Source organism: Proteiniphilum propionicum (genome assembly GCF_022267555.1).
GTDB classification, from domain to species: Bacteria; Bacteroidota; Bacteroidia; order Bacteroidales; family Dysgonomonadaceae; genus Proteiniphilum; species Proteiniphilum propionicum.
Map to the genome: position 1 here is coordinate 376,085 of NZ_CP073586.1, position 22,765 is coordinate 398,849.

At 39.0% G+C, this 22,765-nt stretch carries 10 protein-coding genes; all 10 read right to left on the reverse strand.

Going from position 1 to position 22,765, the window contains the following annotated elements; all coding sequences use genetic code 11:
* Positions 1 to 86: 86 nt before the first annotated feature.
* The 10 genes from KDN43_RS01415 to KDN43_RS01460 all read right to left on the reverse strand — a co-directional run bounded on the left by KDN43_RS01415 (position 87) and on the right by KDN43_RS01460 (position 22,623).
* Positions 87 to 1,391, reverse strand: a complete 1,305-nt coding sequence (locus KDN43_RS01415; RefSeq protein WP_238867923.1) for a hypothetical protein — start codon at positions 1,389 to 1,391, stop codon at positions 87 to 89.
* Complete coding sequence (locus tag KDN43_RS01420) at positions 1,388 to 2,779, reverse strand: DegT/DnrJ/EryC1/StrS family aminotransferase (RefSeq protein ID WP_238867924.1); 1,392 nt, start codon at positions 2,777 to 2,779, stop codon at positions 1,388 to 1,390. Before KDN43_RS01420 ends, KDN43_RS01415 begins: the two co-directional genes overlap by 4 nt.
* Before the next feature lie 305 nt (positions 2,780 to 3,084).
* The gene (locus tag KDN43_RS01425) at positions 3,085 to 5,277 is read right to left on the reverse strand and encodes a right-handed parallel beta-helix repeat-containing protein (protein ID WP_238867925.1); all 2,193 of its coding nucleotides are present in this window, start codon (positions 5,275 to 5,277) and stop codon (positions 3,085 to 3,087) included.
* A gap of 141 nt (positions 5,278 to 5,418) precedes the next feature.
* On the reverse strand, positions 5,419 to 7,929 hold the full coding sequence (locus KDN43_RS01430; protein ID WP_238867926.1) for a glycoside hydrolase domain-containing protein: 2,511 nt from the start codon (positions 7,927 to 7,929) through the stop codon (positions 5,419 to 5,421).
* 61 nt (positions 7,930 to 7,990) lie between these two features.
* Positions 7,991 to 11,116 carry a DUF5107 domain-containing protein gene (locus KDN43_RS01435; RefSeq protein WP_238867927.1) on the reverse strand — a complete coding sequence of 1,042 codons (3,126 nt, stop codon included), beginning with the start codon at positions 11,114 to 11,116 and terminating at the stop codon, positions 7,991 to 7,993.
* Positions 11,117 to 11,583: 467 nt separating this feature from the next.
* The gene (locus KDN43_RS01440) at positions 11,584 to 12,633 is read right to left on the reverse strand and encodes a DUF5627 domain-containing protein (protein ID WP_238867928.1); all 1,050 of its coding nucleotides are present in this window, start codon (positions 12,631 to 12,633) and stop codon (positions 11,584 to 11,586) included.
* 36 nt (positions 12,634 to 12,669) lie between these two features.
* Positions 12,670 to 14,433 carry a RagB/SusD family nutrient uptake outer membrane protein gene (locus KDN43_RS01445; RefSeq protein ID WP_238867929.1) on the reverse strand — a complete coding sequence of 588 codons (1,764 nt, stop codon included), beginning with the start codon at positions 14,431 to 14,433 and terminating at the stop codon, positions 12,670 to 12,672.
* Between the two features lie 13 nt (positions 14,434 to 14,446).
* Positions 14,447 to 17,281, reverse strand: coding sequence for a SusC/RagA family TonB-linked outer membrane protein (locus tag KDN43_RS01450; protein WP_238867930.1), 2,835 nt, complete (start codon positions 17,279 to 17,281; stop codon positions 14,447 to 14,449).
* Positions 17,282 to 17,311: 30 nt separating this feature from the next.
* Positions 17,312 to 19,087: a RagB/SusD family nutrient uptake outer membrane protein gene (locus KDN43_RS01455; protein WP_238867931.1), complete on the reverse strand. Its 1,776-nt coding sequence runs from the start codon at positions 19,085 to 19,087 to the stop codon at positions 17,312 to 17,314.
* A gap of 11 nt (positions 19,088 to 19,098) precedes the next feature.
* Positions 19,099 to 22,623, reverse strand: coding sequence for a TonB-dependent receptor (locus KDN43_RS01460; RefSeq protein WP_238867932.1), 3,525 nt, complete (start codon positions 22,621 to 22,623; stop codon positions 19,099 to 19,101).
* Positions 22,624 to 22,765: the final 142 nt, after the last annotated feature.

Below are 22,765 nucleotides of genomic sequence, written 5' to 3' on the forward strand. Positions count from 1 at the left end.
TAATATCCTTGGTCAAAATTAAAGATAATCTTACAATAAGCGCTTATTTAGCTACACTACAGCGATATGTATGGAAGAGAAATGGATTAATGCTTGTCATTCAACAATTTGGAAATGGCATCTAAAAGCACTTCTTCCGCTTCAGGGGTTACTTTCGCCACCTCCACCTCGTAACCTCCCTGAGTAAAAGCTTTGGAACTGGGAATATATCCAAACCCCAGGTCGCCGTACGCCGCCATAGCAACAAACAAATCTGGTCGCATTTTTTTTGCGGCTAACTGATACTCAACCGTTAATTCTCCCGGGAGAAAAAGAATCCTGGAGTTGCCAAGAGCCAGGCACTGGATGTCAACTTTTTTCCCCGATTTTGTTCTCTGCCAAAGGTCTTTGCCTGCCTTTACCGAGTCCAGCGGTAAAGAAACCGGTTCAACACTCCATTTAATATCGGAAGTTGCAACAAGACTTCGTTTGGAATTTTCCCAAGCCCGGTTCATCCCGTCTGCAACTCTTTCAGCTAAAACACCTCTGTTTTCTTGCGAACCATCGTTGTATTTACCTGCTCCCACGTTTCCACCTGCTCCCGTGAAATAAACTTGTAACGCATCGGGTACAGCAAGTTGCCGATAAAAACGGGCTATCCCGGGGTAGTCTGGATTGGGTACGCCGGTGCCGTAATAACTTTGCGGGTGAGTGGCGTAGAAGTTTAACACAGCAACGGGTTTATCCTCATTCCAAAAGCTCACAGCCGACAGCTTCGCGTCAACCAATCCTTCGGGCTCGGCACGTAATGTGGAATCTTTGCAGGCTGTCCAACGCATGGCCTTTACTTTGCCTTCAACACCAAGAATCCGCCGGTTGGAAGCCACTCCGTACACTTGCGCTTCACCAAATCCTATGTGTGTAACGGGAATAAAATTCTCGAATGAACTTGCAACTGCCATTTCGAGGCGGTGTATAACAGACAATGCAAAATTGTCGTTTATGAAATCACGTGGATAAGGGGCATCATGCTGGTGGACAACGTGAACGGCCACCCGTTCTGGTGTGGTTCCCGCAGCCCGGGCAAGCGAACGCTTGAACTCATCGTAACAGTCGTTCGCTATGCCGAGCCAGTCCAAAGAAACCAAGACGACCGGTTCTCCCGGGCCGGATAGAACAATCCCTTTTGCCCGAAGCCCCAAATCCCATGTATTTATTACAACTCCATACGGCATTTTGTAGCTAATAGGAGGGGTGATATCAATATCAAAAACAGCAGCATGCAATCCTTCTGTTGTCGGTTTATTTTGAATATCATTTTTTTCTTGAACAGATTCAGGAAAAAATGACATGCACAAAATTAGATACAGGTTCAAGACTATCAAGACTATCACTGATGAATTTTTTTTCATGACTGTTTGTTCTTTATCTGTTCTGCATTATGATAAATCTTTTCGATGGCGGATGCTATATTTTTCATATCCGATTTAGAACCCAACAGTATATTTTGTGGGATCCAGACTGCCTGTTCGTTGCACAGTTTCTCGTTCACCGGACACCGGTTCTCCTCTGCGTATTTATCGTAATTCAGCCTCTCAGCAGGATATAATTTTCGGAAATATTTGCTTTCAAAGGCATTTTTCAAATAAGGCATTTTGTTTAATTCCATATATCCACCGGAACAGGGAACGCCTTCGGCATGCAACGCCTCCAAAAATTTATTCCGGGGCAATCCCTTGAAATCCTCTCTGTTATACAAAAATGGGAACAGGTGAAAAGCAGCTCTTGTTACATTTTTATATAGCTTATAAGGTACAATTCCCGGAATTTTTGCGATTAGCGACCGAAGATACCTGGCATTTTCGTTCCTTTCCGTTGTCTGCTCTTCCAAACGCTCAAGCTGTGCCAATCCGATAGCTGCCTGATACTCGGTAATGCGTAGTTTCGTGCCTACCATCACGGTACCGGCACCGATTTGCCCCGCTGTAGAACCGTAAGGATTGCCGTAATTGTGATACGAAAAACAACGGTCCATGAATTCATCGTCGTCGCTGACGATGGCTCCCCCTTCGCCCATAGGCATATTTTTGGAGTTTTGAAAGCTAAAACACCCAGCATTCCCGAAGGTGCCGACCTTTTTTCCGTTAATCTCTGCCAACCATGCCTGGCAAGCATCTTCAACCACCAACAGGTTATGTTTATGTGCTATTTTCATGATCCGGTCCATATCGCAGGGTAGTCCCAGAATATGAACGGGTAGAATTGCACGGGTGCGGGGGGTTATCTTTTCCTCGATCTTGTCCGGATCCATCTGGAAAGTTTCGGGATCGACGTCCACGAAAACGGGAATGGCCCCGTTGAACAGGATGCACGACACGGACGCGATGAAAGTGTAGGGCGTGACCAGCACCTCGTCTCCCCATCCGATCTCCAGCTGCGCCAGGGCTGTATTAAGGGCATTGGTTCCGTTCACCACAGCCAGGCAGCGTTTGGAACCCAGCAGTTGCGCCCATTTTTTTTCGAATTCATCCGTGACCTTGTCCCTCGACCACACCCCACCGCGCATCACCTCCAGCAATCTCTTCTCGTCGGTTTCCGGTTTCCACACAGGCCACGAAGGCCAGTCGTGGGAGGTTATCAGGGGGCTTCCACCTAAAACGGCGGGCGTGGTTTTGTTTATCGCCGTACAACTTGCCAGCACCCTGCCTGTCGTTCCCGCTCCCATGACAGCACCCGTTCCGACAATTAAATTCGTTTTTATAAATTCACGACGTGAATAGTTTTTATTCTTAAATTTCATTTTAATTATTGTTTCAGGTTTGGATTCAGAATGTATTTCCATAATAACACAACAAATCCAGCTAATAAAAAATTTTCTCAACCTAGACAAAGGGAGGCATGTCCTTTTATCCCTAAAAATAGATTCCTAAAATTATATTTCAATATTTTGAATATTAATGCTTCGTTAAATCTTCATTTATAACACTGACAGTCAATAAATTATGCTAAATCCCGGAAAGCGCCATACTCTATTGATATTCAATGAATTATAAGAATTATTTAAAAATACCGAAGTGTTGAATATGATAATAATATTTAAACTTTTCATTCACCTTCGTAAGGTACTTTGTTTGCATTACTCCCCTTGTAATCATATACTGACCAGTTTTTTTCAACGGCAACATCCACGTCAGACTTTAAAGCTACGTTTTGCTCTGAAGGCAAAGTGGTATCAACAATGACTAATGTACCACCTGAAATACTTTTCCGGTCGAATAATGAGTTCATTAAAGTAGTCATATTCGCCTCTCTAATACTATTATTATGACAGAACAAGTGGGTAAGAGAACTACTTGCTGGCTCCAAAGCTGAAATTCTATTATTACTATAGCAATCTAACCGATACACATTCCCATAGACGGTGATGGTTTGTGCGCCAATCACATAATTCGTGAGTCCAGTGGAAACAGAATAGGGGAAATCCGGCGTTTCACCTTCATCTTTAATCCCATTATTATTGAGATCAATCCAAACATCAGCCTGATTTTCCGCTGCCGCATACAAGGCTATCCTTATTGTTTCTCCGACAGACTTTTCAGTCACAAAAGTTATTTTATCCGTATTCACTGGGGGAGATGCGTTTTCACTACCTTTTGAAGCCACAGAAGTATTTCCGTAAACTCCAATATTAATTCTATCACCGTTTGGAGAAGGCTCTTTTGAATATTCATCATCAGGGTTTCCGGCATTTATACATGGGCTGGTAACGTTATCGGTAACCCACGCTGTTCCATTCCATCTTCCTTCTTTTGATTTCAGGTGATAATCACCATTCGTTTCATCCGCAAATAGCGGATCAACGGCTATATTTCCGGTACCTGAAAGCTTTGCAAAACCATTCCAGAAATTGGTGTATGAAACTGAAACATCTTCCATATCATCATAGCCCGTTTCCGTTCTATTAAAACCCCATGGAGCAGAAAGAGAACGGTCATCAAATTGGTTATTAACCGCTGAAAGAATACAGTTTTTTAAGACTGTTTCCGAATTACCATCAGACCCTGAACTACTTAAACTAAAGCGGAATAAGAAGGGAATATTAATGAAGTTGCAGTTTTTGAATGCAGTATTTTTTGAGTTTCGTAAAAAAACGCCAATTGTGTTATTCTGTAAATCACCCTCAAAGATACAGTTCAAAAAGACATTATCTGATTGATTTTGTGGATTTGCTCCCTCTGTACCATCATACACACTAACAATACCGGTCTTACCTTTAAATCTGCTGTTAACTATCATATTGCTATAGGCACCATCCCGATTCTGTACACAGAAATTAAACATTGAGTTTTTCCCGGTATTATCAGCGAAACAGCTATCCACCTTATTATTATAGGTCCCATGAGCAAATGAAAAACACTCTTCCATTTTTTTAGCCGAACAGTTTACAAATAAGTTCCCTGTACTGGATGGTTGTCCTCCACTGTCTCCGGGATTATCCTTAACAATAAAACCATGATTTCCCTTGTATGAACCGTTTATATCTTCAACATAACAATCCCGTACCGTATTGTTGCTGCTCCAGGCCAACACAACAAAATAGTCTGTCATAAACCGGTTATTGGCAGTTTGCCTACAATATGCCTTGCAATTCTGAAGAGTACAGTTATCGGTTTGGGATAAAAAAAAGTTATTACCTCCATTATCTGTTGCCGAACAATTCTTTACGGTTGAATAATTACTTTTCTTGACTAAAATACCGTAACCATCGTATCCCTTATTCACATAATCGACATTACAACATGAATCGGCTATACAACCATCTAAAACCGCATGATGGCTGTTATCAACCCAAATACCGTAAAGATAACGCTTTACGCGTATATTCTTTAAAACTATATATGGTTTGCCATAGATATAAATTCCTTTCTTCGTATAATCTCCACCGTCGAGGACTGGCGTACCGTTGTATCCCATAAAGACAATAGGAGAGCCGTCCGATCCCGCATTGGTGATGACCACATTTTCATTTTCATAATTTCCTCCTTCTATACAGACTGTATCACCTGCTACCGCTTTTGTTGCCGCATAGGTAATAGTGCGCCAAGCTTTTTCTTTGGATGAACCCATACCCGAATTTGCATCGTTTCCTTTTGTTGAAACATAATATCGCGTCACTATTTCCGGGGTTGCCGGTTCTTCTGGAATTATCTCTTCCGGAAGAGGTATTTCATCTTGCCGGCAGTGAATAAACACTCCAGAAAGCAGTAGAATGATAATATAATAGATATAATTTTTCATGATCTTCTGTTTTTAAATTAAATAATAAACACTCATTTCTAACGCACCATTCAAAATAATGCATTACATAATATTCAAACTTTCCTTGTTATTCTTTTTATAAAACAGACCACAATTCTATAGAATAAAAAGTCTGCTTCGCTAATCAACTATAATTGCGGTTCCAAATCTCTCCGGCCTGCCAAAGCCACCTCTTGTCATTACCCACGATGAAAGTTCGAGCAACGCATCTTTTGGCCTGCGTTCACGATTGAAGTTCAATCCAAACCGGGGAGCTAATTCCATCCCTTTTACAGGGATGCCGAGCTCCACAATCCATTCCTGTTTCTCTTTGTTTATCGATGCTGCCGTTTTTATATCGGGATTCCAATTCTTATAACTTCCATCCGTCAAATAGATTCCAAGCGGATTTACGGCTACATGATAAAATTTACTCTGCGTAATACCGGGATCGAGAAATACTTCTACACAGTCATCACTTGTAACATTATCCCCTTGTTTGTTAGCATTAACGGTAAGAAAATCGATCACTTCCTCAGTGCAGGTGAATGCAATGTAAAGCATATCGTTACGCAGCCCGCAATGTACTTTTGTATGCATTTTAGGTGCTTCGAAAACATCATTCAGCGTCAATTGTACTTCGGCAGCGTCTTTCCATTCATTAGGAGTAATTTGGCCATCAATAACCGGAGTATTTTTTAAAAGGGGGATTTTAATTGTTTTTTGAGCAAATTCCGGTTTGGGGATTGTCTTGGATATTTTCACATCAGAAGTAACCGGAATACCGGCAGGTGCGATCTCTCCCATTTTTTCCATCATATTAACGATGTGTGTTGTTACCATCCAGCGAATTTTATCGTAATCATCCAATTTAAGATTGTTCCCGTACTTGTATTCGCCACTGGCATAAGCAGATATTTTCCCGTGAATGGGAGGAATAAAGCTGTATTTTTTAGCTTCTGTTTCGGGAAGAAACATCGTCCAATCCATATTTTTGTATTGAGCTGCCGGGTTGTCGCTTAAATTTGCACGTAGTTCTCTGAGCATTTCATCTGCCTTTTTGGCAACTATAGCGGCCGCACCTCCCTTGATATTTGCCCTTGAGATGGTTTGTTGACAAAGTTCAAGATAGTGCCTGTCGTTTACTCCTTGGCGAATACTTTCCCAGCCAATGGAGCTGCCTCCGGGATGCTCTGCTGTCTTGGGATAATAGTGCATCCAATCGCCGTTATTCCCGTCAAGATCATTATAAAGATCTTTTCTGCCTCCATAATATACCCAGTTAAATGCACCGTCAAGCCCAAACTTCCAGTTAAACAGTCCAGTTGCCCAACGACTGCATTCTCCAAGCCAACCCGAAACATCGTAATTATATAGAGTAACTTTGCGACCCTCCGACTGTGCTTTTCGTACATCTTCCTCCGAGCTGAGCGCAGCATTATAATTCCAAAAATCGGCATGTGGTCCCGCAATATTTACAAAGTAATCATCCCCTGGACCATCTATTTCCGTTGGAATACCGGCCGCTTTCAGTACTTTCAATAAATGCAGATTCTCATCGCGTTCCTGTTGCGAATGCCATCCTGGTTCATCGCAAGGCTGGATGTATATTTCAGGCCATCCTTTAGACCTTGCTTCTTTAAACAGTTCTTTATAAAAGCCAACATAGATTGAATCATATTCAGGAGTACCGAATGTATATCCTCTAATTGCTTTTTGAGCTGCCTTGGACATATCGATAACCGGTTCTGTAAATTTGAATTCTTTGTATGCCTCCATTGTTAATTCGAAAAGCGTGGTACCATCGAAATGAAACTTCACTTCTCCTTTATCGGAAACGGTATAACTGCTTGGTTCCACCCCATTGCATATCCCTAAGGAGGTCATGCCGTGAATCCGCATATCCGCCAAATCGTGCCGCACTTGTGCACGTATCTCGTCAACCGTTTTAAGATTCCCAAATATTTGATTATAGGCCATATAGTACATTCCATATAGCAACCCTTTGGGCTCTGGAAGTTTAAAAGGTAGAATCCTTATTTTTAAAGGGATCTTTTGAGATGCTTCTTTTGTCTGAAGGGTGATCGTACCGGTATATACCCCGGGAGTGGTATTCTCGGGAGAATTGAAATTTATCCAAAATTTTTCACTTCTATCGGCAGAAATTGAAAGAGGTTTTTCAAGCAAAGTAATGTACGCAGGAGCACTCACCAAATGTTGAAGTTTCTGATACATAAATCTCTTGGTTAAGTACCTCACTATATGCAAATTCATACTTGCAGCCGGAATAATTGAGCCATCGTTCTTTCTCAATTCTGAAATGGTCAATTTAACATCCTTCAAATCACGTAAGGCATACAGACAGAAAGTTATCGGGATTATTTCTCCCTGTGCTGCAAAAGCATCGATACCCGTAAGCCGTATTGAATCGGGCCTCGAATGTTCGAACGACATTTCCAATGAATGACTGGGGTAAGCGATAAAGCCATTCTTTTTTTCCAATTCTGTTGCAACAGGTTTCGGATTTCTCTCCACATATACCACTGCCATATCTTCCGGTTTTTGTACTTCCGATACGGTTTGCGAATACATTCTGGGAAAAGGGAAAACTATAAAAAATAGCAATATTGTTAGTAAAAAATCATTCTTCATTATTAAATACTTTTTATCTTCTTATTTTCAAATAATTAAACCGTTATTCTTTCCTAATCGATTAAAACATTCTTGTAAATTCAGAGTGTGTAATCGACTCAATAATATCCGCAATATACTTATAAGATAATAGATAAGGCTTATCAATATGTGTGTTATAAAAAGCAGTTCCCCATGCTTTTATATCGGGATTAATTTGTTTTGACAACCAATCATTCAACATCTCTTCTGCAAGTTGTTTTTCTTCCAACTGGTAAAATGCCAGGATCTGCAACAAGCAATTTACTGAAATATCGTACTTATTTGAAAAAGCAACTTTTTTCAAATATTTGTTTCTTTCGGCTATTTCCCCACTTTTCTGTGCAATCATGGCATTCAGCCAATCCTCTAGCCTGAAATCAATATCATCATCATTCGGTTTGCCAACACCAAGGTTCCGGGGATATTGTCGCGCCTCATCTATTTTTTGTTGAGCTTCCGCTAAATTATTTTTCAAAAGTTCTTCCGCCGCCAACATCAGTTTTGTCTGCCGGTATAATTTATGCCCATCACGATAACCTTCGGCGGGAAGAACAATAATATCACTTAATATATTTTCCGCTGCTACGTACTTCTTATTATTTATTAGAGCCCGCGTATACAACAATCCAATCTGATATTGCTCCGGACTGTTTCTGTAGAAAGGAGCAATAGTTTCGAGCGCTTTTATATTCTCATTGTTGGCAAGATAATAGCGGGTTAAATCGCTAATGTATTGCCATTTGGCAGGTGCCAAAGAAACTGCTTCCTTTAGATAATTTTCTTTAGCTGCATGATCTGATTCCAACTGTGCAAAAAATGAATAGAAAGGAGCAAAATTGACATCTTCATGTAGAGAAGACAACAGATTATACGCCTCGTTATCTCTGTTCCTGGCCTTATAAAGCAAAGCCAACAGATAACGTGGCCTCCAGTGCGATTGTTCTTTTATTGCCCATTCAAAAACGGTTTTGCTCTCTTCCCTGAAAGGAAACTGAAAGGTAAGTTCTCCTTCAAGTGCTTTTTGTAAATTGATTGTTTTTTCAACTTCCATATGAAGGATGTCATTTAAAAACGCTTTCCAATAACATACAACCGGTGTTTCGGGCGATTGCTCCAATATTTTAAGGCTTCTATCCGGCAAATTCATTTGGTGGTACCACGTCCCCAATTCCAGATAGGTTTGCTCCGGCATTCCATTCCGAATGCCGTCCTTAAATTCAGCCAATGCTTGGGTATCGCCACATTTTAAATAGTTTTCAAACCGTGCGAAATGATTCAGCGGATCCAGTTCCAATATTCGATTTCCGGCAGCTTCTGCTTTTTTGTTTTCGCCTGTTAGTGTATAACTTAAATAGGATAACTGCAATCCTTGAATGTTGTTCTGGTTATTTACAAGACTCTTTTGCGCATATTCCAGCGATTTCTCAAAATCTTTCTGGGCCAAATAAATTTCGCTGATCTTGGTATATGACGCACTCCGATAAAATTCACTCAATGAAGCTACTTCAAAACCGTCAAGCGCATCGAAATATTTTCCCAATCGAAGCGCTGCGCAACCGTATTCATAATTGGCTGCCACATCATATGTATCAATAGATAATGCTTTTTTAGCAACTGAAAATGCACTGTCGTACTTCATCTGATAGAAGTACAACCTGGCTAATTCAACCAATGAAGGAATATAGTTAGGATTTAGCCTTAAAGATTCTTTTATATGCGGTTCAGCTTGGTCATACAAGCGAAATCCCATTAAATCCCGGCCTTTGAGATAATGTCCGTAACTTGTGTCCCAATCAAAATTGTCGATGGTTTTTACCGGACGGCTTAACATGTTATCCTCTTTTTGCCACAACAAACGATGTCCGTAAAAAATTTTTGTTAGCTCTTCGTTTTCAGAGACAGGAATATTCAGGGGAAAAAGTTGTTGGATATCTAATTTTGCATATTCTTTCTTAATGACCTGACCATCGCCGTCATACAAAGTCAAGGTATCCTCAGATGTTTGTAACGGATAAATCGAAATATCGTATGAGTTCCGGTTTTTTTCAACATTGATCGCACCCACTAAAGAGACATTTTTTACGCCCTTAATTTTTTCAATAGGGAACCAATACTCCGTCCATACATCGGTCTGATAGGGTTGAAATAAAATCTGCTTAAAAGGAGTTAAAGAACTACTCACCATATTCTGATTAAACAACCGTCCACTTTGTAATTCAACATATTGCCCGTTTTGATCCGTCAATAACTCCTCCCATATCTTACCTAAGTCTGATAAAGCCCAACTAAACATCTTTTTTCCAAGCCTCTCTTCCCTATCGGCATAATGCAGCCAGCCGAAATCATCGCTTTTCCAATAAGCTCCAAAATAGGAATCATGACTACCGAAAATATGATAAGATTTGGACCTATCGCTCTCAAAATTATTTTCAGCCCAGATCGAAATATCTTTATTTTGGATCGAATCAACGGGCCAGGAGGAAATAAGCATACCGTCGTGACCGATGTTGTGAGTCCCCGGATAAATTAACATTAAATCATCCTTGGCTGTAATAGCCGTGTTTACCCAATTGTAATACGGTTGAGAATAACCTGAACGGTTATGCCAGAAAGATTTTGTAGTGAACCACCCTCTGTCTTTTGGTAAATTGATCTCAACACTCCAATAAGTGCGTGTAAGTAAATCCAGCATTCCAATTATACAACTAACACTTCCGTCTTTATTATTTCGCACAAGGTAATCAACAGGAAAAGAGCAGGATGAAGAATGGCCGATAACTCCATAATTGAATTCGATTCCCCCGCTTGTCCAAGGCCCACGTAAAGAGATATCCCTGAATTTAACCACCTTATTCCCATAAAACATTTCTTTTCCCGATCTTTTATCGATCACCGACCATATTTTACCCCCAATTTCGGGGAATATTATAATAGTTAGAAAATCATTTTCAAGTTCGACAACTTTCCATGATTTCTTTTCCGGCATAGTAGTATAACCGTCGTATCGGAAATAAGGATATATCTTTCCAAATACAGGTATGGGATTTGCATCGGAATAGGTATAGGTTAAATAATCAGATGTATATTCTTTATATTGGGAACTATTTTGGGAGAATGAATACATCGACATTATAAAAAATCCTAAAATAACAGGAGTTAATTTCATAAAGTAACATCATTTTAAGTAATTGGTTGTAAATAGTTTTACGATTAAAACAATAAACTAACCAATCACATTGAATTATTATGAATAATAATACTTAACTACAGTAACATAAGTTGCCATATATCCATAAAAATTTGATTTGGTCATAGTCTGTTATAAATCAGAGAGTACAGAGGAGAATCTTTGTCAAAGTTTAAAACTTTAGCAAAGATTCGTCCTCTGTTTGGTACATTCACTACATTTTATAAGGATCAAAATTTCGATTAATATATATATAAACTTCTAGCGATCAAGAATAAACGTCATGAAGCTTTAATATAATGCAATCCACTAATAGTTATATAGTTGCATATTATTTATAGAAGCTTTTTGAAATACTCATAATAATGAAACGGCTAATCTTGTCAAATGAAACCGCATATTTAAACACACGATTAAGCAAATATAAATATTATGATGTTATTTAATCAATTGATCACTACCGGTTCAAAAGCCTCCATGACAACGCCCCTATCCCTGATTACCAAAGTATCGGTAGCGGAATAAGTGTTGATTCCATCCGTAAATTGGTATTTTAAATGAATAGCATCTCGCTTCGATCCCCCCCAGGCATCTCCATCATTTATAAAAGTTCCATTGCCGGTCACAGGATAATCAATAGTTGTTTCCGTATCTGTTTTTATTGAACTAATTCCACTCACAGTACAATTTCCATCCTCTGAAAAATCCAGCAATAAATTCAGGCCTCCGGTAAATTTGGAAGAATGGGTATTCTCCTTGATAGACACCTGATTTTTCCCCGTAGTTATAAGCTTCCAAATTTCATTTTGTTCTACATAAGTTGTGCGATAAGATATCGTTTCGAGTGACTCTCCTTCCTTATTTTTTACGGCGCTTACTCCGCGATGAAGATAATGTCCATGATATGGATTGATAAATTTGACAGCAAACATGGTGAAATTTTTTGGCGTTATTTCCCACTGACTTGCTATTCTGTAGTCAGGATCGGGAATTTGATTACGCAACTTTCCCTGTAAAATCGAATCAACATCATTCGAGCTAACAATACGTAAAGGGATAACATAAGCCAATTCAATGGCTAAGGGATCGTTAAAAAAAGCATCGGTAAGTTGTACCTCTATGCTGCCATAGAATTCACCTGACGGAATAATCAACTGGTCAGTTGAACTCAAACTGTAATATTCATGAGGTAATGCAAGTATCGGTTCAGATGATGATTTGAATAATACATTATTGCATAAACTCTCATCAACACTTATTTTGAGAAGCCTGTCCTTACTGTTTTTATAAACTCCACCAAACCTTGCAGAGATGAGAAACTTATGATTATTGTCGTTCGTGTTATCATATATGTCATTACCTAAAATTAGTGTTCGCACCGGATATTGACGCGGAAAATATGCAGCGGTATAATCAAAATCAGGAAAGTCAACATCTTGATTATTACAAGCGATCAACATAACAACAAGCGTTATGATTATTAATATTTTTTTCATAATGAATTTCTATAAATAATGTGTTTACTTCAATAACTACCAGCCTTTATTTTGAATAAGGGAATTATATTTCAGTATATCATTGTATGGAAGCGGTCCATAGATCATGAAAGAATTATCGTATTTGCGATCTTCCACTTGAACAATGGTATAGTTCGAATCGCTGATATTTATTCCCTTTGCCGATTCTGTCAAGTCTTCTTTCCAACGCCTCAGATCCCAAAACCGGAAACCTTCGAAACAGAGCTCAATCCTTCGTTCATTACGGATTAACTCTCTCATCTCCTCTTTGGTGGATACAGAAGCCAGAAATAAATCAGGTTGTGTTATACCGGCACGCTTACGAATTGCTCTTATCACATCTTTTGAAGAATATGAGTGCGCACCTACCCCTTCTGGACCCCACGCTTCATTAGCCGCTTCGGCATAAATAAGAAACAATTCAGTGTAACGCATGTGAATACTATAATGGTCTTTAGATATCCGTGCCACAGGGTCTAAATTCACATCTTCTCTTAGTAACTTGCGAATATAATAGCCTGTACGTGTCGATTGCGAAATAGAATCTTTCGCGTTGATCCCGCCTCCTGCTCCAGTTTGTATATTTTCCCCTTTCAGAACACTATTATTATGTAAAATATACAATGATAAACGCGGGTCTCTGTTTACATAAGGCTTTTCCTGATCGAAAAGGCTTTCTGGATCGGTGATGGGAAATCCGTTCGCCATAGGAAAGGCATCTACTAAATTCTGGGTTGGATTTACATCACCTTGTCCGTACAAGGAAGGAGGGAAAAGCCTGGTTTCCAACGATAGAGAAGAGTATTTTGCATTTCGCCAAAGCACTTCTTTTTGATCCTTACCTTTCGACATATCGATCGCATCTATAAAACTACCATTGTAAAAACGATGGCCATTCGGATCAAGTCCTGATATTCCTCCAATCTTATCCAACACCTCTGCAGCATAATTTGCCGCCTTTTCCCATAAAACAATATCTCCTGCTGAAAAAGCAGGGCTTGCTTCCAATAATGCAACACGAGCTTTAAGCGCTTTGATTATTTTTCCGCTGATACGATGGACAATATCTTTCCCAAAAACGAGGTTATAGTTTGCAACACTTTTAATATCTTCTAATCCTTCAGGAAGTTCGCTTAGGGAACTAATATCCCCATAATCATCCATCGTGAGATATTCCAATGCTTTATCGAAATCAGCATAAATCTGATCAACAGATTCTCTGAAGCTTGCTCTTGGAATATTAAAATTGCCGTCTGATTCAATAAAATTATTATAAAGCGGAATTCCCAACAACTCCCCGCCACCTCCTATGCCTCCGGTTGTAACTAATAGGTAATATTCAAAAAGCCCCCTTAATGCATACGCTTCACCTCTAAGGCGTACTTTATACAACCTGTTTAATTCACTGTCAGTCCATTTCCAGGTAACTGTGTCTATGACAGAAATAAACTTATTAAGATAAAATATCGCAGAAATTGAGCTATCCCACAAACTTGCCGGATTGTATTGTGCAGACCATTGTCCCGTGGCCATTCGGCGATATCCATTCGATTCATCGTTACTAACCGCATCGTCTGTGGCTAAATCATTAAAGGATAATCCATTTGTAGGTAGTTTAATATATGCAGTCATCAACAAACCTTCCGCAAAAGCTGGGTTTTGATAAATTCTGTCCATTGTTCCTAAGTTCTCATCCTCTGCTTCAAATATATTCTCACAGGAGATAAATGGAATTGATAAAATCAATATAATGAATATATATGCTTTATTATGTTTCATAATCGTTCTTGATTTAAAATATTATTTTCATACCTAACGAGAATGATCTGTAATTAGGTTCACTACCTATTCTTAGCTCTTTTATATCTCTATATTTAGAAATAGTCAGAAGATTAGAAGCTGCAAAATAAAAATTCAGGCCTTTCATAAACAGTGATTCCGCTATTTTAGAAGGAAATTGATAAGTCAGCTGTACTCTTTGCAAGGTAAAATAATCATCTTTGTAAAGCCAGAAAGTTGAATTGTGATAGTTATTTGTACTTTCCATTGTAGTAAGGCGCGGATAAGTTGCCGTTGCTTTAGTTTCTTCTGTCCAACGCCCCAATAGGTAATCTGAATATTTCTTGTCTCCATCTGTCCGGTAATAGCTGCCATTAATATATGAATCAGCCCCAAGCTGCCCATTACCAATAGTAAACAGTGAAATATTCTTATAAGACAACAGTAGATTCAACCCGTAAGAGAACGGGGCCTGTGCGCGTCCGATTGGAACTTCATCATCTTCGTTCACAACTCCGTCGTTATTTTGGTCAACATACTTTATATCACCCGGCTTCACAATCCCGAACGCCTGGAATGCATGATTAGAAATATCATTTTCATCCGTGAAGAACCCCTCGGCTTCCAATCCGAAGATAGCATCAACCGGATGGCCTTTACGATACTGATAATCGTTGGCGTATATTTCATCTTTTTTCTTCACGTCAGATGTTGTATATAAAGCATTGGCTCCCAAAGCGATCTCCCAATCTTTATATTTGTGATTAAAGGACAATCCGACTTCAGCTCCCCTGTAAGCATTTTCTCCAAAATTTACATACGGTACGAAATTCGAATAAAAACTGGGAAACATTGCTTTAAAAAAAGTGACCTGATCTGAATAGTAGCTGTAAAAAACATTTGCTTCCAATCCGAGCATCCGGTTGAAGAAGAGGCCTTCGATACCTAAATTCAAATCCTTCCGCTTTTCAAAACCTAAATTTTTATTACTTCCGTAAAGAGACCTCACCCCTTGTTGCATCCATGCTTTTTCTTGCCAGGAATAACTTCCGCTGTATTCGTATGGATTAATATGGAAATAGAAACCATTTATCCCGGCATCGCTGTTGATGATGCCTCCGGTTAATTTAATCTTTAAATAATCGATTGAATTCAGTCGTGTAATAAAATCCTCCGAACTGATCAACCAGGCAAACCCGAAAGTTGGCGAAAAAGCATTTCTGGAACCTTCGGCTAATTTCACCGAATGCGTATAAGCACTGCTAAAGTCAAATATATACTTTTGATTATAAATGTAATTTAGCCTCAACCCTAAATTGGAGTTTTTGTTACTCTGATAATCTTCCGCAACCTTATATAGATTACCAATTCCCAACAATGAAGCAGATAACTGATGGCGTTCATTCAATGTTCTTTTATAATCAAACATACCATAGAAGCCTATCTTTCGTTGATAACTGGCATCTCTAATTTTTTGGACTCCAGGCTTCGTGTCATTACCATATTTTGAAAGCTCTACAATTGTATCGCCTTCCCATTTTTTCGCTTCGTATACTGCATAAGTATTCTCTATATACTGATCATAGAGTGACAAGTAATCAAAACTGAAATTGGTATGAAAAGATAAACCTTCTAACACTTTATTTAAATCAACCTTAATCCTGTTATTGAAAGATAGATAATTTTGTACATTTACGTTTTCTCCACCAAAATAGGTATCGGCAATCGGGTTGGTTAAATAATTTTGTGTTCCACCAAGGATGTATTTCCCATCTACATCGTTTCTGCGGGATGACAACAAAGTTTCTCTCAATTCCCGGCTTATGTTGTCTATAGGAAGCAGTGGCGTGAATAAATTGGGCTTCAGCGTTGCAGCTCCGGCCCAATAATCTGAAATGGACCCTTTCTCATTTGTTATTACGGCAACGGCATCTATAGCCCCTGTAATAAAGGAATTTACTTTCAAATCTACATTGCCTCTGATATTAAATCTGTTCATTTGATTCTTCTTCCCTTCACCAAAATTTAATATGCTTCCAATCTGTTCCCAACCTACATTTGAATAGTAAGTTGCCACATTGTTACCTCCAGAAAATTCAGCCATCGTTTTGAAAAACGGTTTGAATGATCTGAGATATTCCCGAGAATAATAATCAACATTGGGATACATGTATAAATTGCTTCCACTACGGTATTTAGCTATCAATTCGTCGTCATACAATTTTGACAAGCCATCATTCTGACGTGCTTCATTATACAAAGTCATATAATCAGCCGATGATAAATAATTGGGTAGTATTGAGGGTGTCGAAATACCGTAATAACCGGTAACGTTAATCTGTTTTTTTCTGGCATTGCCTCTTTTTGTAGTGATCTGAACCACTCCATTTACAGCTGCACTACCATATAGTACCGACGAATTGATATCTTTCAATACAGTTACCTGTTCTACTTCAGCAAAGTTGATTGTCGATATATCCCGCGGCAAACCATCAACTATAAATAAAGCTTTACCGATACCCCGTATATTGCTAAAACCCAGTAAGCCGGGAATACGAGCAAGCATCGCATCAGAAGTAAATTGAACATTGTCATTTTTTAATATTGGTTCTGAATTAATAAAACTTACCGATCCTACAATATTTTCGCGCCTTATTTTTCCAAAAGCAATATTTACAGTATCATTTAGGATATCATTCGTAGAAATAGCTGTTCCATTGACAGGTAAAAATTGAACTTCATTCACCTGTTCAGTAATATTTATTGTTTTTTCGGCAAATGCCTCTTCGTAAAAAAATAAGGTTATAGAGACGAACAAGGCTAATGCTCTGAAATATTTATTATTCATTTTTCGCAATTTTAAATAATTATATTAGAATCACCACCCCGGATTCTGAGGAAATTCAGGATATAAATTAGTGTTTGAAAGCGGTAATGGCAACCAGTTGTGTTTTTTTTCAACAACCCTGGTAATAATAATCCTTTCTTGTAAATTGATAGGTTTGCCATCTATTCCACGATCAAAATCAATAGCCGTTTTTTCTCTATATTCAATCTCACCGTTTAAGTTCCATCTGCGAAGATCACAAAAACGATGAGCTTCATAAGCTAACTCTACAGCACGTTCACGAATAATCTCTCCCATAAACGCCTCTTTAGTTGCAGTATATTTTGAAACGAGATTCGGAAGTTGCGCCCTGTTTCTAATCCTGTTCACAGCGCTTTCGGCCGTAAGGCTTAAAACGGTGGAACTGGAAGCGGCGGAGCCATATCCTTGTAATACAGCCTCGGCATACATTAAATATACATCTGCAAGACGTAGATAGGGAACATACGCCTGAAAATTATTCCATCCCTTGTCCCAAGGATTGCATCCTATAGGCGAAAACCTTTTATAATAATAACCGGAAATACTTCCACCTGTTGTTGCCCGATGAAATCCTCCATTGTATAATTGGGCAAAGCGATTATTTCCACCTGCAGCACTTACAACCATCTGATCACCGTCAACAATAATGTCCGAATAAAAGCGCGGTTCACGCCCGGCCCACGGATCATTCGGATTATATCCGGATTCAGGATCGCCGATCGGCAATCCGTTTGCCATCGCATAATTTTTAACGAAGTTATGTGCAGGAACCTCAACTCCAGCATATCCTCCTCCGAATTGTGTGGGTAGAGTTCCACAAACGGTTGACCAACGCACTCTGCCTCGGTCATATACGGTCGGATTCATAATTACTTCCGTACCTCCTGAATTTTTCGTATTACTGGGAGACCACACCCAGAAATTATCGGTCCAGTTATTCCAACTTTGTAATTTATACACTCCTGTTTTATCACAAAGATCGATCGCTTTTCCAAAAGCATCTGCCGCCTGTTTACACAGTTCAGCATCGTAGGAATTATGTCCAGTGGACTCCTCATTCATCATTGGGCTTGCGGCATACAATAGATCTTTGCCCAAGTAACCCAACGCATGAATTTTATTAATACGCTGACGATTGTCTCCCAACGTTCTTTTTCCAACAACAGTTTGGTCCCAGTCAAGTGGCAATAATTCTGCCGCAGCCTCAAAATCTTGAGCAGCCTTTAATGCTGTTTCCCTGTAACTTAATCTGGGTAACTTTAAATCATCCGCTGAAGACAAGTATTTATCGATATAGGGCAATCCACCCCAATAGCGCATTAATTCAAAATGGAACCATCCACGGAAAAATAAACATTGCCCTTTGATGAGGTCTTTTTCCTCTTGGGTTGCATCGGTCAATAAATCAAGTTTGCTTAGTCCCAAGTTAGCTTTCCGGATGCCATACCAACACAACGGCCATACTCTCTTATTTTTAGGATTAAAGCCTGTATCAGCAGTTCTCCCCATAAACGGGCGATCCTGAGCCCAATAGTTTCCTAAATCAAATGCATAAGGGTTGTTATATAATGTTTCGTCGGCAAACAGATATGCATTCCATGCACCAACTTTGTTATAATCGGTAATGCAATTATACATCTCTTCCACAAATCCCTGGAAACTTATAAAATTTCTGAAAGCATCATTTTCCTCAATATCGGATTGAGGAGCCTTATCAAGGTAGCTTTCACAGGATGTGATCAATATCAAAAATATGAATAGTGGTATATATATTGTTTTTTTCATCTCGCTTGTTTTTAAAATGTTAGGTTAATACCAAAATTTATTCTTTTAACTGTAGGATAAGCACCTGTATTTGCAGACCCTCCAGACCATGCAGCCTCCCTGTCATCGGGAAGTTTTGACCAAAAAAACAAATTATCTCCATTCACATACATCCTAAGAGAGGTTATTCCCGTATTTTCAAGCCATCTATTTTCATTTCTGTTAAAAAGATAAGCCAATTCAACTGTTTTAAGACGGATATAAGAGGCATCATATAAATAATAGTCCCCAATATTCTCTCCCCGCGTCTTCCATCTGGGCAGAAAAGAGGTAGCATTTTGATTCTCTTTTGACCAATAATCCCTTACATGATCAAAAACCACGTTTGTGTTTGCTGCAAAATTCATTAAAGGTACCACGCGCGATGCATTTGTCACGCCATACAGCTGCGCCATTACGCTAAAATTCTTATATTCAAAACCTAGTGAACTGTTAAAAGAATTTTGAGGTACCTCGGAGTAACCATAAGGAACGGCGTCAAAACTATTTATAACTCCATCAGCGTTAAAATCGAGCAGGTCATAATATCCGGGGAGCATAGCTAAATCATTTGTCTCTGTCGGGACACTCGCGTATACTTCATCCCAGTTATTGTAAAATCCAGTATTTAATTGCGTTTTTATTTGGCCTATGGGGAATCCCTGTTTTTTTTGGTAATCGGGAAACAATACCGGATCATCTGCAAATTTAATTTCATTTTTCGCATGAGTCAAAGCGAATGATGACCACAAGTACAACTCACGGAATCGTTTATTAAACTTTAGCTCCAGTTCGTAACCGCCCGAATTTACCTGTCCAACATTTGCGGGAGCAGGTGTAGCACCAAAAAAATCAGGAATGCTTCTACCGCCCCCCGCAAGTAAAATATCAGTCCTTTTTTCTTTGAAATACTCAAAATTAACAGTAACTAGATTATCTAACAGCCCTACTTCAGCTCCGTAGTTCTGCTTTTGAGCTTTTTCCCAGTGAATATCCGGATTCCCAACGGCCAATTCTTTATACCACAAATAAGGGCTTGTACTCGATATATTATCAACCAGTCTCGAAGCTCCTCCGTATGAATACCGAGTGGAATATAACCATCTGGGGGCGTTTACCCTGTCGTCACCCACATATCCCAAGCTATAGCGTAATTTCAGCTTGTTCATCCAATCTATATTGAAAAACTTTTCACTCGAGATATTCCATCCAATACCTATCGAGGGGAAGAAGTCGAATCTATATTTTGGGCCGAATTGTTCTGAACCGTTATATGCACCATTTATCTCCAATAAATAACGGGTGTCATAATCATAGGTAGTCCTAAATACCCAATCTTCACGGTAATTTTTAAACATATCCCCGCTTGCATATTCGTCTCTCGTAAAAACTCCCATGGCAGTTATATTATGCAGTCCGAATTGCCGTAAGTAGTTTAATTGAATTTGGTACTTCAATCTTCGGGTTACTCCAGAGCCTATGCTTTCAGGACGAATTGTCCAGGGTTGCTGAACCCAGTCATACTTATATAATCCTCCAATAGGATAATAGGTGGTATATTCACTTGGATCCTGATCGGGTCCGGTATATAACATCGGATTGATAACTGCAAAAGGTGTATTGCTCGTATCCATAAGAGGCCATACTGAATTCGTAGAATCATATATTCCTCCTTCACCTGTAATGGTATTGTCATAGTTTAATACAGCCTTTGTACTTAATCCCTTTGTAATAAAATCGAGCTTTTGGATTAATTCAACATCAATATTCAGTTGTGTCCGCCTTAGTTTTCTAACTCCTACATTATTAACTACCGACACAGGATTATACAGGTTTCCTACCAATGGTGTCCATCCCCAACGCCCATCGGGATACTGAGGTAAAAACACATCGGGGGGCATAAAATAAATGGACTGCCACATCAGATAGTCATGACTACCTTCCGTACCATTATAATTTGAATTTTTTTGGCTGTAATACCCGGAGAGATTCATTTTCATATTGGTGGTTTTGGTAACCTGAAAATCGAGGTTGCTCCTGAAATTAAAACGATCAAAATTATAATTGGGATTGTATCCTTTATGATTATCATAGTCCTTAAACATATCTCCTTCATGCAAGTATGCCAAAGAACCGAAAAAACGTACAAATTTATTCCCGCCTGAAGCACTTACCGTAGCCTTATGGGAAAATCCCACATCTTTAAACATCGCTTTTTCCCAATCTACATTCGGATATATCATCTCGTAATCCTTTGGTCGCGGTGATTTATATCGGGTTGAAATTTCATACGGGATATAATCCAACCATGAAGGTTCATTTAGTGGTGTTTCACGTTCAATAGCTAGATTTCTTATCTGTATTGCATCAAAAGATTCTAACGTTTCAGGCACTTTTGACAACATTTGAGCTGTAGTATTATATGAAAATGAGATGTTTGTTTTCCCCTCTTCTCCTCTTTTCGTAGTTATCAATATCACTCCATTAGCTCCTTTTACGCCAAAAACAGCAGTGGCCGACGCATCCTTTAATATGGATATACTTTGAACCTCATTGACATCCACATTGCTCATATCTCTTTCAACCCCATCAACCAGGATCAATGGCTGTCCACCATTCCACGTATTCTGCCCACGTATAAAAATTGAAGTAGCACTTTCACCTTTAACACCTCCCGGTTCTCCCGAAGATGTAATTGTGACTAACCCGGGGAGTTGACCGGCCAAAGCCTGTTTAAAATCAGAGGCATACCCTTTTCTCGTCAATTCCTTAGACGAGGCCTGAGAAATAGCACCTACCACACTTTCTTTCCTTTGTACACCGTAACCCACTGCTACCACTTCCCCCAAACTTATGGTCTCTTCTCTCATGGTTATATTGATAGTGGTTCTATTTCCAACGGTAATCTCCTGTGCATACATGCCGACAAACGAAAAAATGATAACAGGACTACCGGGGATATTATGCAAAATATAATTACCATCAATATCTGTTGTTGTGCCCATCGATGTCCCTTTTACAACGACTGTTACCCCAGGTAGAGACTCACCTCGTTCATCAATAACTTTTCCTTTTATTGTTTTTCCTTGTTGTTGAGGTTCAATTTTCAAAGGTACTGGAGCTGTTGCAATTTGTATATCCTCTCTCTTGTTTTTTACATAAATCGTTATTTGCTTGCCAATGATACTATAATTTAAGTCTCTGTCTTTTAGCAGTTGGGTTAAAATAGTTTCTATTGTTTTATTTTGAGTATCGATGGTTACCCGATCTCTCATTTTAATTTCAACATCTTCATTAAAAATAAAAACATAGCCTGTCTCTTTCTCTATCTCAAAGATAGCATCCTTAATCGCGACATTTTTTAGATTCAGGGAAACAACATTACTCTGCGAAAAAATATTTTCCCCTAATACACAAAAAGTACACAGAAAAAAGAATAATGTAGAGATCTTCATGATTTTTAGAATTCTATTATATCTTTTCGGTATAATAATTTCATCGTTAATTTTTTGTTTCATACATTTGTCATGAATTTTAGTTTACGAAATAATTAGGATTATCTTGTGAATTAATCTTCTTCCGGTCGGGAGGTGCGGCAACATCTTCCGGCCTACTTTTTTGGTTTTATTTATGGGTCCATAGGCAAATTAATTTTTATTG

Coding starts and splice junctions, on each gene's coding strand:
- KDN43_RS01415 (WP_238867923.1), bottom strand. CDS start 1,391: ATGAAAAAAAATTCATCAGTGATAGTCTTGATAGTCTTGAACCTGTAT.
- KDN43_RS01420 (WP_238867924.1), bottom strand. CDS start 2,779: ATGAAATTTAAGAATAAAAACTATTCACGTCGTGAATTTATAAAAACG.
- KDN43_RS01425 (WP_238867925.1), bottom strand. CDS start 5,277: ATGAAAAATTATATCTATTATATTATCATTCTACTGCTTTCTGGAGTG.
- KDN43_RS01430 (WP_238867926.1), bottom strand. CDS start 7,929: ATGAAGAATGATTTTTTACTAACAATATTGCTATTTTTTATAGTTTTC.
- KDN43_RS01435 (WP_238867927.1), bottom strand. CDS start 11,116: ATGAAATTAACTCCTGTTATTTTAGGATTTTTTATAATGTCGATGTAT.
- KDN43_RS01440 (WP_238867928.1), bottom strand. CDS start 12,633: ATGAAAAAAATATTAATAATCATAACGCTTGTTGTTATGTTGATCGCT.
- KDN43_RS01445 (WP_238867929.1), bottom strand. CDS start 14,433: ATGAAACATAATAAAGCATATATATTCATTATATTGATTTTATCAATT.
- KDN43_RS01450 (WP_238867930.1), bottom strand. CDS start 17,281: ATGAATAATAAATATTTCAGAGCATTAGCCTTGTTCGTCTCTATAACC.
- KDN43_RS01455 (WP_238867931.1), bottom strand. CDS start 19,087: ATGAAAAAAACAATATATATACCACTATTCATATTTTTGATATTGATC.
- KDN43_RS01460 (WP_238867932.1), bottom strand. CDS start 22,623: ATGAAACAAAAAATTAACGATGAAATTATTATACCGAAAAGATATAAT.